Origin of the sequence: Streptomyces sp. NPDC090499 (assembly GCF_044769305.1) — a bacterium.
GTDB lineage: Bacteria > Actinomycetota > Actinomycetes > Streptomycetales > Streptomycetaceae > Streptomyces.
The window spans coordinates 588,782-602,327 of the sequence record NZ_JBIVXP010000003.1 but is presented as its reverse complement, the minus strand read 5'-3'; the positions used below and the strand labels follow the sequence as shown (position 1 = coordinate 602,327).

Sequence of the window (13,546 nt, the reverse complement as noted above, 5' to 3'; positions counted from 1 at the left end):
GATGTCCTTTCCTCTGCTGACAGCGACGGCGGTCCTCCCGGCCGTCGGCGCGGTCGCCACGGCCGCCGTACCGGCCGCCCGGCGCACCGCCGCCAAATGGCTCGCCCTGCTGGTCTCGCTCGCCACCCTCGTCCTGGCGATCGTCGTCATGGTCCGCTTCGACCCCGGCGGCGCCCGCTACCAGCTCACCGAATCCCACGCCTGGATCAGCGACTTCGGCGTCCGCTACGAACTGGGCGTCGACGGCATCGCGGTCGTCCTGATCGCGTTGACCGCCCTGCTGATGCCTTTCATCATCCTGGCCGGCTGGAACGACGCCGACCCGCTGGAGACCGGCAGCAGGCGGTGGCGGCCCACCCAGGGCTTCTTCGCCCTGATCCTGGCCGTCGAGGCGATGGTGGTCATCTCCTTCGAGGCCACCGACGTCTTCCTCTTCTACATCTTCTTCGAAGCCATGCTCATCCCGATGTACTTCCTCATCGGCGGCTTCGGGGACCGCGCCCACGCCCAGGGCGAGGAGGCAGCGTCCACGCAGCGGTCGTACGCCGCCGTGAAGTTCCTCCTCTACAACCTGGTCGGCGGCCTGATCATGCTGGCCGCGGTGATCGGCCTCTACACGGTCGCCGGGAACTTCTCCCTCGCCGAGATCGCGCAGGCCCGCGCCAACGGCACCCTGCACATGGCCACCAGCACCGAACGCTGGCTGTTCCTCGGCTTCTTCTTCGCCTTCGCGGTGAAGGCGCCCCTGTGGCCGCTGCACACCTGGCTGCCCAACGCCATGCAGGAGTCCACCGCCCCCGTCGCCGTCCTCATCACCGCGGTCGTCGACAAGGTGGGCACCTTCGCGATGCTCCGCTTCTGCCTCCAGCTCTTCCCCGAGGCCTCGAAGTGGGCGACACCCACCATCCTCGTCCTCGCCCTGATCAGCATCATCTACGGCGCACTGCTCGCCGTCGGACAGCGCGATATCAAGCGGCTGGTCGCCTACGCGTCCATCTCCCACTTCGGGTTCATCATCCTGGGCATCTTCGCGATGACCAGCCAGGGCCAGTCCGGCGCCACCCTCTACATGGTCAACCACGGCATCTCCACGGCCGCCCTGATGCTGGTCGCCGGCTTCCTGATCTCCCGGCGCGGCTCCCGGCTCATCGCCGACTACGGCGGCGTGCAGAAGGTCGCCCCGGTCCTCGCCGGCACCTTCCTGATCGGCGGTCTGGCCACCCTGTCGCTGCCCGGCCTCGCGCCCTTCGTCAGCGAGTTCCTCGTCCTGGTCGGCACGTTCACGCGCTACCCGGCCATCGGCATCATCGCGACCTTCGGCATCGTCCTCGCCGCGCTCTACACCCTCGTCCTCTACCAGCGGACGATGACGGGCCCGGTGAAGCCGTCGGTCGCCGCGATGCCCGACCTGAAGGCACGCGAACTCCTCGTGGTCACCCCGCTGATCGTCCTGCTGATCTTCCTGGGCGTCTATCCGAAGCCCGTCACGGACATCGTCAACCCGGCGGTCAAACAGACCATGTCGGACGTACACAAGACCGACCCGAAGCCCGCAGTGGAGGCGGCCAAGTGAGCGCAGCAGCCGTCCACAGCCTGTGGACAACCGCAGCCGAACCGATCGCGAAGATCCCGGCACCGAAGATCGAATACGGGCAGCTGTCGCCCACCCTGATCGTCGTCGGAGCGGCGATCGTCGGGGTAATGGTCGAGGCGTTCGTCCCGCGCAAGTCCCGCTACTACGCCCAGGTGTTCGTCTCCGCCGTCGCCCTGTGCGCCGCCTTCGCGGCAGTCGTCGCCCTGGCCGCCGACGGCTACGGCACCACCAAGGCGCACATCGCCGCCATGGGCGCCATCGCCGTCGACGGACCCTCCCTGTTCCTCCAGGGCACCATCCTGCTCGCCGGCCTCGTCGGCCTGTTCACCTTCGCCGAACGCCGCCTTGACCCCGAGGCCCACGGCAACCGCGTCGACTCCTTCGCCGCCCAGGCCGCCGCGGTCCCCGGCAGCGACACCGAGAAGGCAGCCGTCAAGGCCGGCTTCACCACCACCGAGGTCTTCCCGCTCCTGCTCTTCGCCGTCGCCGGCATGCTCGTCTTCCCCTCGGCCAACGACCTGCTGACGCTCTTCGTGGCCCTGGAGGTCTTCTCCCTCCCGCTCTACCTGCTGTGCGCCCTGGCCCGCCGCAAGCGCCTCATGTCACAGGAAGCCGCCGTCAAGTACTTCCTGCTCGGCGCCTTCGCCTCCGCGTTCACCCTGTTCGGCATCGCCATGCTCTACGGCTACGCCGGCTCCGTGTCCTACGCCACCATCGCCCAGGTCGTCGACGGCACCGTCACCAGCGTCGACCCCGCCCTCGCCAACACCATGGGCAACGACGCGCTGCTCCTCATCGGCGCCGCCATGGTCGTCATGGGCCTGCTCTTCAAGGTCGGCGCCGTCCCCTTCCACATGTGGACACCCGACGTCTACCAGGGCGCGCCCACTCCGGTCACCGGCTTCATGGCCGCCGCCACCAAGGTCGCCGCCTTCGGCGCCCTGCTCCGCCTCCTGTACGTCGTCCTGCCCGGCATGCGCTGGGACTGGCGACCGGTCATGTGGGGCGTCGCGATCATCACCATGCTGGGCGGCGCGATCGTCGCGATCACCCAGACCGACATCAAGCGGCTCCTCGCCTACTCGTCGATCGCGCACGCCGGATTCATCCTCGCGGGCGTCATCGCGACCTCGAAGGACGGCGTGTCGTCCGTCCTCTTCTACCTTGCCGCCTACTCCTTCGTGACCATCGGAGCGTTCGCCGTCGTCACCCTGGTGCGCGACGCGGGCGGCGAAGCCACCCACCTGTCCAAGTGGGCAGGCCTCGGCCGCCGCTCACCACTCGTGGCAGCCGTCTTCGCCGTCTTCCTGCTGGCCTTCGCGGGCATCCCGCTGACCTCCGGCTTCGCCGGAAAGTTCGCCGTGTTCAAGGCAGCCGCCGAGGGAGGCGCGGTCCCGCTCGTCGTGATCGGTGTGATCTCGTCCGCGATCGCCGCGTTCTTCTACATCCGCGTGATCGTCCTGATGTTCTTCAGCGAGCCCAGGCCCGAGGGGCCCACGGTCGCCGTGCCGTCACCGCTCACCATGGCGGCGATCGGCCTCGGCGTCGCCGTCACCCTGGTCCTCGGTGTCGCACCGCAGTACTTCCTGAACCTGGCCAGCCAGGCCGGAGTATTCGTGCGCTGAAGCACCCCGCACACCCCCACGGGCCCCGGTTCCCCGCACAGGAACCGGGGCCCACGCGTCGCCGCACGGCCCGGGACTACGGGCACGCCACCGTCGGGTTCCACTGCGCGAACAGACCGCTCGGATTGTCCTTCCAGATCCAGGCGCGCAGTGTGTACACGGACCCCGTCACACCGGGAACCGTCGTCGGCCCCTGGAACTGCTGCCCGAACAACGTCGGCACGGTGCCGCTGCCCGCCCGCACGATCCACTCCGCCGCGACCAGCGCGCGGCCGCCGCCGGAATCGGTCTCGTAGAGGAGACCAGCGGGCTCGTCCGGGTCCAGACTGCCGACGCCGGCGGCCTTCACGTAGTGGTAGCCCGCGCCGCCCTTGCCGCCCAGGCCGTCCTTGTCGCAGATGTCGGTCCGGGCGTACCCGTCCGTGACCGCGAACGGCTCGTACTGGTAGTCCGCCGTCGCCGTGTACGTCGGGGTCAGATCCGTCCACACGAACGGGTCGGGGTCGGGGACGGGAGCCGCGCCGGCGGGAACCGCGGCCAGAGCGAACGGCACGGCCAGGGCCAGAACGGCGCCGGCAGTGCGGGACCTGAGAGACATCCTGATGCTCCTTGGGGCGGAAGAGGCACGCGAGCGCGATGCCTCCGTACAACGCGGGCCTCCCCGGTCCCGCCCGTGCAGCATCGCCCGCGCCTCTTCCCCGCCGCCACGCGAAGACCGCCAAAGGAATGAGGAGACCTCCGGACGGCGGAACCCCGCACCCCCACCCCCCTCCCCGGCAGGAAGCCTGTGGATAACTCCGGCGCTGTCGGTCCGGCCCCCTATCGTGGAGGCAGTGGTCGAAGGACGACGTACGGGGGACACGACGATGGGCGGGACGGGCGGGACCGACGACATGCCAGGGACGACCGAGACGCCGGGGGCGCCACAGGCGCACGGCCCGGCGGACAGCGAGGCACTGGCCACGCTGCACCGGGTCTTCGGATACGACGCCTTCCGGGGCGAGCAGGAAGCGATCATCGAGCATGTGGTGGCGGGCGGCGACGCCGTCGTCCTCATGCCCACCGGCGGTGGAAAATCACTGTGCTACCAGATCCCCGCCCTGGTCAGACCCGGTACAGGCATCGTGGTCTCACCGCTCATCGCCCTCATGCAGGACCAGGTGGACGCCCTGCGCGCCCTCGGCGTCAACGCCGGGTTCATCAACTCCACCCAGGACTTCGACGAGCGGCGCGTGGTCGAAGCCCAGTTCCTCGCGGGCGAACTCGACCTGCTCTACCTCGCCCCCGAACGGCTCCGCCTGGACTCCACCCTCGACCTGCTCACCCGCGGCAAGATCGCCGTCTTCGCCATCGACGAGGCGCACTGCGTCTCCCAATGGGGCCACGACTTCCGCCCCGACTACCTCACCCTCTCCCTCCTCGGCGAACGCTGGCCCGACGTCCCGCGCATCGCGCTCACGGCCACCGCCACCCACGCCACCCACCAGGAGATCACCCAGCGGCTCCACATGCCGACGGCCCGGCACTTCGTGGCCAGCTTCGACCGGCCCAACATCCAGTACCGGATCGTCCCCAAGGCCGACCCCAAGAAACAGCTCCTCACCTTCCTCCGCCAGGAACACGAAGGCGACGCGGGCATCGTCTACTGCCTCTCCCGCAAGTCCGTCGAGACCACCGCCGAATTCCTCACCCGCAACGGCATCCACGCCGTGCCCTACCACGCCGGCCTCGACGCGGCCACCCGCGCCGCCCACCAGTCCCGCTTCCTGCGCGAGGACGGCCTGGTCGTCGTCGCCACCATCGCCTTCGGCATGGGCATCGACAAACCCGACGTCCGCTTCGTCGCCCACCTCGACCTGCCCAAATCCGTCGAGGGCTACTACCAGGAGACCGGCCGCGCCGGCCGCGACAGCCTGCCCTCCACCGCCTGGATGGCCTACGGCCTCAACGACGTCATACAGCAGCGCAAACTCATCCAGTCCGGCGAGGGCGACGAGGCCTTCCGCCGCCGCGCCCAGGCCCACCTCGACTCCATGCTCGCCCTGTGCGAGACCGCCCAGTGCCGCCGCGGGCAACTGCTCAACTACTTCGGCCAGGACCCCGACCCCACCGGCTGCGGCAACTGCGACACCTGCCTCACCCCGCCCGAGACCTGGGACGGCACCGTCGCCGCCCAGAAGGTCCTCTCCACTATCGTCAGGCTCCAGCGCGAACGAGGGCAGAAGTTCGGCGCCGTCCAGATCGTCGACATCCTGCTCGGCAAGCGCACCGCCAAGGTCATCCAGTTCGACCACGACCAGCTGTCCGTCTTCGGTATCGGCACCGACCTCGACGAAGGCGAATGGCGGGGCGTCGTCCGGCAACTGCTCGCCCAAGGGCTGCTCGCCGTCGAGGGCGAGTACGGCACCCTGGTGCTCACCGAGGCCAGCGGGACGGTCCTGCGGCGGGAACGCGAGGTCCCGCTGCGCAAGGAGCCGAAGAAGCCGGCTTCCTCACGAGCGGCCGGAAGCACCGGGTCCGCCGGATCCTCCGGCAGGAGCAAGGCGAAGGCAGCCGTGGCAGAGCTGCCCGAGGAACTGCTCCCCGCCTTCGAGGCCCTGCGCGCCTGGCGCGCCGACCAGGCCCGCGAACAGGGCGTACCCGCATACGTGATCTTCCACGACGCCACCCTGCGGGAGATCGTCACCCGCTGGCCCGAATCCGTCGCCGAACTCGCCACCGTCGGCGGCGTCGGCGAGAAGAAACTCATGACGTACGGAGAGGGCGTCCTCGGGGCACTGGCCGCCCTGAAGACACCGGCCGCCGCCCCGGCCCAGGCGGCGCCGGGAACGGCAGACGAGGACCCCTGGCCCGAGATGGACGCGGAGCCGGAACCGGAGGACTGGATATAGGGGCGGCAGCCCGCGGTGGCGGCGGGGGAGCCGATCACAGCCCCCTCGCCGCATACGCCCTGACATCCGCGTCCGGGTCGGCCGTCGCCGTGGCCAGAGCCGCACGGGCCCCCTCGACACCGGAGTGCCGGGTCAGGGCGAGAACGGCAGCCTTGCGGACATCGGCGTTCCGGTCGGCGAGGGACTTGGCGAGAGCTGGCACCGCCACGGCACCGTCCGCGGCCCCCAGCGCCCTGGCGGCACCCACCCGCACCTGCCAGGCCGGCCCGGCCAGCGCGGCCACGGCGGCCTCGGCCAGGCCAGGCGGACAGCCGACGCCCCCCAGAGCCTCGTAAGCCGCACCCCGGACCAGCACATCGGCATCGCCGACCAGGACGGTCAGGGCCCCCAGCACACTGCCCTCTCCAGGGGCGGTACCCGAGGCCCCCACCGTCCCGAGAGCCTTCGCCAACGTCACCCGCACCTCACGGGACGGGTCCTCGACGCCGATGGCACCCACGAGGGCGGCGACGGCGTCCACCGACACCAGCGCACGCACCGCCTCGATCCGTACCCCCGGATCGGAGTCCGCCAGGAAACCGGCGAACAGACCGGCGCCACCCAGGCGCAACGCCCGCAGCACGTCGAGCACGGCCGCCCGGACCAGAGGATCGGCCACACCGAGCGCGTCGACCAGGGCGTCGCCCAGCGCCGGATCGGACGGAAGCGTCTCGACCAGCTCACGCAGCGAGGCCGCGGCCACCGAACGGACCCCGGCATCGGGATCCGCCAGCGCACCCGCCAGCGCAGGCCCGACCCCCGCCGGAGCCGTCTCCGAGAGCACCGCAACAGCGGTACGGCGCACCGAGGCATCGAGGTCCGTCAAGTACGGCTCCAGAACAGCGAGCTCGGGCTCCTCCTCGGCGAGGGCGAGGAGCCCCAGAAGACGGGGCGAGACCGGCTCGGCCCGGTCCCGCTCCACCGGCCGCACGGCGGCAGCCGCCACCGGCCCCGCGGCCACCGGCGGCACGTCCCGGGCACCCGCCGTGGCCACGTCCAGCGGACGCACCTCGCCGATGTACCGGGACGGACCGCCGACCGGGGTGAACTCCTCGACCGGCACCAGATACGGAGCCACGGGACGAGCCGTGAACTCCATCACACCAGAGGGGGACTTGTGCAGATCGAGATGATGGAACCAGGAGACGTCGTCACGCTCGGGGTGATCGAGCCGGTCGTGGTAGAGGCCCCAACGGGACTCGGTACGGGCCAGGGAGGCACGCGCGGCCATCTCCGCACAGTCGCGGATGAAACCGACCTCGGCACAGCGCATCAGTTCGTGCGGAGTGCGCGCACCCATGGCGGCGATGTCCTCCCGCATCCGCTCGAAGGACTCCAGAGCGAGGGAGAGCCGCGCCCCGGACTTCGGCGGCGCCACGTAGTCGTTGACGAAACGGCGCAGCTTGTACTCGACCTGGGGCTGCGGCGGGCCGTCCGGATGGCGCAGCGGACGGTAGATCAACTCGTGCGCCTCACGCACCTGGCCGGCCGGCAACTCCCCCTCGTACGCCGGGTACTGCGAGGCGTCCGCACCCGCCAGATCACCGAAGACGAACGCGCCGATCATGTAGTTGTGCGGGACACAGGCCAGGTCACCGGCCGCGTACAGGCGAGGAACGGTCGTCCGGGCATGGTCGTCGACCCGGACCCCGGAAGCGGAATGCCCGCCACACAGACCGATCTCCGAGATGTGCATCTCGACGTCATGGGTCCGGTAGTCGTGCCCCCGCCCGGAATGGAACGTGCCGCGGGTGGGCCGCTCCGTGGAGTGCAGGATGGACTCCAGAGCGGAGACCGACTCCTCGGGAAGGTGGCTCAGCTTCAGGTAGACCGGACCACGGTCCGAGGCGACCTCGGCGGCGAACTCCGCCATCATCTGCCCCGACCAGTAATCGGAGTCGACGAACCGCTCCCCGTGCCGGTTGACCTGGTAACCCCCGAACGGGTTCGCGACGTACGCGCAGGCAGGCCCGTTGTAGTCCTTGATCAGGGGATTGATCTGGAAGCACTCGATCCCCGTCAGCTCCGCGCCCGCGTGGTACGCCATGGCGTAACCGTCACCGGCATTGGTCGGATTCTCGTACGTCCCGTACAGGTACCCGGAAGCAGGCAGCCCCAGCCGACCGGCCGCACCGGTCGCAAGAATCACCGCACCCGCACGGACCGTCACGAACGCCCCCGTACGGGTGTTGAACCCCGCCGCACCCACCGCACGCCCGTCCACCGTCAGCACCCGCACCGGCATCACCCGGTTCTCGATCCGGATCCGCTCCCGCATCTCACGACGCCGCAGCTGCCGGTACAGGACCTTCTTGACATCCTTGCCTTCCGGCATCGGCAGTACGTACGAACCGGAGCGGTGCACTTGGCGGACCGCGTACGCGCCATGCTCGTCCTTCTCGAACTTGACCCCGTACGACTCCAGGCGCTGCACCATGGCAAAGCCACGCGTCGCCGTCTGCCGGACCGTGGACTGGTCGACGATCCCGTCGTTGGCGCGGGTGATCTCGGCGACGTAGTCGTCGGGCTCGGCACGGCCAGGGACGACCGCGTTGTTGACGCCGTCCATGCCCATGGCGAGCGCCCCGGAGTGACGGACATGAGCCTTCTCCAGGAGCAGCACGTTCGCACCGCGCTCGGCGGCGGTCAGAGCGGCCATGGTGCCGGCGGTGCCACCACCGACGACCAGGACGTCACAGTTCAGCTCCTCGGCGTCGGAGACGGCGGGAACCTCCAGGGAAGCGGGGACGGGGGCGTTCGCGGGGGTGGTCACCGGGATGCCTTTCAGATGCCGAACGAGGAGAGGACGGTACGGCGCAGGGCCACACGGGCCGGGTCGTCGAGGGCGCCGCGCTCACGCGGACGCGGAACATCACGCACCGAGGCCACCCGGCCGGCCGTGAGCAGGGCCACCCGGTCACCGAGGAACAGCGCCTCGTCGACGTCGTGGGTGACGAAGACGACGGTCGCACCCGTGCCCGCCAGCACCTCCACCAGCAGGTCCTGCATGCCGGAACGGGTCTGGGCGTCCAGCGCCCCGAACGGCTCGTCCATCAGCACCGCGCGCGGCGAACCGGCCAGCGCACGAGCCAACTGCGCCCGCTGGCGCTGCCCGCCGGACACCCGGTGCGGCAACTGCCCCGACTGCGCGGCCAGCCCGACCCGGCCCAGCCACGACTCCGCCTGGGCACGGCGCTCGGCACGCGCGACCCCCTTGACGGCGAGCGGCAGTTCGACATTGCCGCGCAACGTCCGCCACGGCAGCAGCGCATCCTCCTGGAAGACCAGCGCCCGGTCGGCCGACGGCCCCGTCAACACCGAGCCGTCCTGCGACACCGTTCCGGCCAGCGGCGGCAGCAGCCCCGCGAACGTCCGCAGCAACGTCGACTTGCCGCACCCCGACGGCCCGACCACGGTGAGGATCTCCCCGGGCCGGACGTCCAGCGCCACATCGTGCAGCGCCGGCGCGCCCGGACGCCCGAGCACGGCCGCACCCAGCGTCAGCCGGGCCCCGCGCGCGACCCCCGGCGCCGCAACCACCGCCAATACGGCCACCTCAGACGAAGTGCTCATCGCGTGCCTCCTTGTCGGTGTCGCCGCGGCCCTGCTGCTGGGCATCGGACTGCTGCTGGGAATCGCCGTCGGCCTGCACTGCGACCGGAGCGGCGACGACGGCGAGCCGCGCGCTGCGCGGCCGACCGCCGGGGACGTACGACGTACGGGGCAGCCAGCGGGTCAGCCACCGGCCGACGAGTTCCACGGCCGTCGAGGTGACCCAGCCGAGCACACCGATCGTGACCATCCCGACGAACACCCCCGGGTAGTTGACGACCGTGTAGTCCTGCCAGGTGCGGTAACCGACCCCGTACTGACCGGAGATCATCTCCGCGGAGATCACACAGATCCACGAAACACCGATACCGACCGACAGCCCGCCGAAGATCCCCGGCAACGCACCCGGCAGCACGACCGAACCCAGGATCCGCCACCTGCCGCCGCCCATCGTCCGCACCGCCTCCTCCCACACCGGAGTGAGAGCACGCACCGCGTGCCGGGTGGAGACCATCACCGGGAAGAACGCGGCGGTGCAGGTGATGAAGACGATGCCCTGCTCATTGGAGGGGAACAGCAGGATCGCCACGGGCACGAGAGCGATCGCCGGGATCGGACGGACCACCTCCAGGACGGGGCCGAGCAGATCCTCGGCGACACGCGAGCGGGCCACGAGCACACCCGTCGCCACACCCAGGACGGCCGCCAGCGCGAACCCGGTCAGGATGCGGGTGAGGCTGTCGGTGAGATCGGTCCAGTAGTCGCCGCCGGAGACCCGGCCGGCGAAGGCACGGGCAACGTCCGCGACCGTCGGGAACTGCGAGAAACGCAGCCACAGATCGACCTTCATGCTGGTCAGCAACTGCCACAGCCCCAGGGCGGCGGCCAGCGACACCAACCGCAGGACGTACCGGGTCACGACGCCCGCCGCAGCGCGTCGGCGTAACTGACGACCTGCGCGCCGTCGTGCGCGTCGACGTACGCCTGCGCCGTCGCCCGCGTCACGAACGGCAGCAACTGCTCACCGTCGGCCACCCACACCGCCTTGTCGGCGAACCATAGGGTATGGGTGGTGGCATCGGGGACGTAGGCGGCGCGAATGCCACCGCTGTGCTTGGCGACGTAGGCCAGCAACTTCTCCGGAGAAGCGAAACTCGTCGTCTTCTCGCTCCCCTTCGCCCACACCTCGCTCGCGGACGCCGGAGGCGCGGCGGCCAGCCGCCTGGCGTAGTCGGCGCTGCCCAGGGCCTTCTTCAGGTACTGGTCGTCGACGAACGAGTCCACGTCGACGTCACCGGTCAGCTTTGCGGCCTTCAGCACCGAGACGTCCTGCTTCAGCGCGGAGACCAGCGCGGGCTTGACGGCGGGGTCGAAGGTGGCGATGCCGTGGGCGCCGTTGTAGAGGTAGACGACCTCCGGGGGCAGGCCGGTGGCCTCGGCGACCTTCTCGGCAGCCGGCACAGGATGGGCGTTGAGGTAGTCCGTGGTCTGCGCCTGGGCTCTGAGGAAGGCCTCCAGGACGGCGGGCCGCTGCTGGGCGAAGTCTTCGCGGGCGGTGACGCCGTGGAAGGTGGGAAGGTTCAGCTGTGCGCCGTCGTAGAGTGCCTTCGCCTTGCCCTGATAGGCGAGCAGACCCGGCCAGGCCACGAACTGCGACAGGGCGTCCACGCTGCCCGCCGACAGTGCCGAAGCGCCCACCGCGGGCTGCTGGTTGAGCTTGGATATGCCCTTGTCCGGGTCGATGCCGGCACGCTGCAGGGCGCGGACGAGCGTGCCGTCGGCAGCGGACCCGATGCTTGTCGAGACCTTCTTGCCCTTCAGGTCCGTCAAGGACGTGAGCTTGGAGTCGGGTGCGGTGACGACGGTGTTGAGGCCGCCGCGGAGGTTGTAGCCGGTGACGGAGACCAGGCGGGTGGGCCGGCCGAGCTGTTTGCCGCGGGCCGCGTTGAGCAGCAGCGGGAAGTCACCCATCGAACCGATGTCGATCTTCCCGGCGGTCATCTGCGCGGTAATGGGGGCGCCCGTGGCGTAGTCCTGCCAGCCGACCTTGTAGGTGTGGCCGTCGTGGAGGGCGTTCAGCTGCTGCTCGAAGTAGCCGAGGGAACGCAGCAGGGTGCCCGCCGTGACCGTGTTGATGGTCTTGGACTGGTAGCCGACGGTGATGGTGACCGTGTTGCCGTCTCCGGCCTGGGCGCTGCCGCCGCAGGCGGAGAGCGACAGCAGAAGGAGGGCGGCGGTCGCGGCGGTCGCGGTGCGTTTCATGGGAGTTGTGGGCCTCTCACCGGAGCAGATAGGGCATGTTGACCGTGACGGCTCCGGTGGGGCAGCGGGCTGCGCACGGGCCGCAGTACCAGCACTCGTCGACGTGCATGTAGGCCTTGCCGTTGCTCTCGTCGATGGCGAGGGAGTCCAGCGGGCACATGTCCACGCAGAGGGTGCAGCCGTCGATGCACTTCGACTCGTCGATGGTCACGGGCACGTCGGCCCGCTGGGGTGCCAAGGGCATGGCTGTCTCCGGGGAACGGGTCTGGCGGGGATGGTCAGAGGGAGCGGTGCAGGAGGCCGCTCATGGTGATGCGGTCTCCGCGGAAGCGGATGAACTCGAGGTCGACGGGGCGGCCGTCGGCGAGGTGCGTGAGCCGTTCCAGCATCAGGACGGCCGCGCCGCGCGGGGCTTGGAGCACGGCGGCGGAGTGGGCGTCCGCGTTCACTGCCTCCAGGGTGATCTCTGCGTGGCCCAGGGGCTGTCCGGTGATCGACTCCAGGAGCCTGAAGACGTCGTTGTTCTCCAGGTCGGCACCGAGGAGGGCGCTGCCGATGTCGAGGGGGATGTAGGTGAGGTCGAGGGAGAGGGGCAGGCCGTTCAGGCGGCGCAGTCGTTCGATGTAGAGGACGTCGGCGCCGGGCGGGACGCGGAGGCGTTCGGCGACGGGCGTGGGTGCCGCGGAGGGGCCCACGGTGCGGACCTCGTTGGTGACCTGGCCGTGTTCACGGAGGGTTTCCGCGAGGCCCATCAGGCGGTCGAGCCCATGTGGGTACTTGCGGGCGACGACCACGGTGCCCACGCCGGGCAGCCGGTCGACGAGCCCTTCCGCCCGCAGCAGATCCAGGGCCTGGCGGACGGTGTTGCGCGTGGCGCGGTAGTCGTCGGCGACGGTGGACTCGTGCGGGAGGGTGCCGTCTGGGAAGGCGCTGGTGAGGATCTGGTGGCGCAGGAGGTCGGCGAGCTGCCGGGCCTGGTCCGCGCGCAGCCGGCGACGCGTCCGGTGGGCGGCGACCGTGGTCGCGGCGCCCTGGCCGGAGTGGTCTCGGATGCGGTCGGCGGGTGGCATGGCTGGAACCATACCGAGGGGGTAGGGAAAGGGGTGTTGCGGAAATGTTGCGCCACTTGAGGCTCCGTCCACACACTGCTGAGCTGGGCTTTTTCCGCCGTGTGGGGAAGATCTGCCACCAGGGCGCACGTTCGTGCGGTGCGGCGATCGGACGGCCGCGACCGGAGCCCTGCCCGCTGACGGCTACGTGAGCATGGACGCGCGGGCTTGTTCGGCCCACCCCGAAACCGCCTTGGCGCCGCGGCTCCGGGCAACGAACTCGGGCTCGTCGAGGTGCTGGAGCGCCGCCGCGCGGTCGCCGGACTCGGCCGCGAGGTGGGTCAGGGCCACCAGGTCGGCCGCCTCCTCGGGTTTGAAGCCGATCTCCCGCCGTAGCGACACCGACTCGGTCAGCCGCTCCCGGGCCAGGTCCAGGCGGCCCGCGTCCTTGTCGGTGAAGCCGGGACGGCGTACCGCGTAGGACATCGTCAACCGGTCGGCGACGGACTTCGCCGGGCGTACGACCGCTCGAAG

11 protein-coding genes are annotated in these 13,546 nt (G+C 70.3%); 3 read left to right on the top strand and 8 right to left on the bottom strand.

From position 1 onward, the window contains the following. Position 1: 1 nt before the first annotated feature. Both ACIQVL_RS14725 and nuoN read left to right on the top strand, forming a co-directional pair. Positions 2–1,573 carry an NADH-quinone oxidoreductase subunit M gene (locus tag ACIQVL_RS14725; RefSeq protein WP_403433829.1) on the top strand — a complete coding sequence of 524 codons (1,572 nt, stop codon included), beginning with the start codon at positions 2–4 and terminating at the stop codon, positions 1,571–1,573. Then, positions 1,570–3,219, top strand: coding sequence for an NADH-quinone oxidoreductase subunit NuoN (nuoN, locus tag ACIQVL_RS14720; protein ID WP_403433832.1), 1,650 nt, complete (start codon positions 1,570–1,572; stop codon positions 3,217–3,219). The genes ACIQVL_RS14725 and nuoN overlap by 4 nt, the downstream gene beginning before the upstream one ends. 76 nt (positions 3,220–3,295) lie before the next feature. Here the strand turns inward: nuoN and ACIQVL_RS14715 are convergent, their stop codons facing one another. Then, a complete protein-coding gene (locus ACIQVL_RS14715; protein ID WP_403433835.1) occupies positions 3,296–3,817 on the bottom strand; it encodes a hypothetical protein in 522 nt (173 codons plus the stop codon). A 268-nt stretch (positions 3,818–4,085) separates the two neighbouring features. Between ACIQVL_RS14715 and recQ the strand changes: the two genes are divergently transcribed. Continuing rightward, positions 4,086–6,110: a DNA helicase RecQ gene (recQ, locus tag ACIQVL_RS14710; RefSeq protein ID WP_403475542.1), complete on the top strand. Its 2,025-nt coding sequence runs from the start codon at positions 4,086–4,088 to the stop codon at positions 6,108–6,110. 34 nt (positions 6,111–6,144) lie between these two features. Here the strand turns inward: recQ and ACIQVL_RS14705 are convergent, their stop codons facing one another. The 7 genes from ACIQVL_RS14705 to ACIQVL_RS14675 all read right to left on the bottom strand — a co-directional run bounded on the left by ACIQVL_RS14705 (position 6,145) and on the right by ACIQVL_RS14675 (position 13,498). Beyond that, positions 6,145–8,922 carry a fumarate reductase/succinate dehydrogenase flavoprotein subunit gene (locus ACIQVL_RS14705; protein WP_403475448.1) on the bottom strand — a complete coding sequence of 926 codons (2,778 nt, stop codon included), beginning with the start codon at positions 8,920–8,922 and terminating at the stop codon, positions 6,145–6,147. An 11-nt stretch (positions 8,923–8,933) separates the two neighbouring features. After that, entirely contained in the window at positions 8,934–9,722 is a 789-nt protein-coding gene (locus ACIQVL_RS14700; protein ID WP_403433840.1) for an ABC transporter ATP-binding protein, read from the bottom strand. After that, a complete protein-coding gene (locus ACIQVL_RS14695; RefSeq protein ID WP_403433843.1) occupies positions 9,706–10,620 on the bottom strand; it encodes an ABC transporter permease in 915 nt (304 codons plus the stop codon). Before ACIQVL_RS14695 ends, ACIQVL_RS14700 begins: the two co-directional genes overlap by 17 nt. Continuing rightward, positions 10,617–11,963 carry an ABC transporter substrate-binding protein gene (locus ACIQVL_RS14690; protein WP_403433845.1) on the bottom strand — a complete coding sequence of 449 codons (1,347 nt, stop codon included), beginning with the start codon at positions 11,961–11,963 and terminating at the stop codon, positions 10,617–10,619. Before ACIQVL_RS14690 ends, ACIQVL_RS14695 begins: the two co-directional genes overlap by 4 nt. A 16-nt stretch (positions 11,964–11,979) precedes the next feature. Next, the gene (locus ACIQVL_RS14685; protein ID WP_010986276.1) at positions 11,980–12,207 is read right to left on the bottom strand and encodes a ferredoxin family protein; all 228 of its coding nucleotides are present in this window, start codon (positions 12,205–12,207) and stop codon (positions 11,980–11,982) included. Between the two features lie 34 nt (positions 12,208–12,241). After that, entirely contained in the window at positions 12,242–13,033 is a 792-nt protein-coding gene (locus ACIQVL_RS14680) for a GntR family transcriptional regulator (RefSeq protein ID WP_403433848.1), read from the bottom strand. 183 nt (positions 13,034–13,216) lie between these two features. Then, positions 13,217–13,498, bottom strand: a complete 282-nt coding sequence (locus tag ACIQVL_RS14675) for a hypothetical protein (RefSeq protein WP_403433851.1) — start codon at positions 13,496–13,498, stop codon at positions 13,217–13,219. Positions 13,499–13,546: the final 48 nt, after the last annotated feature.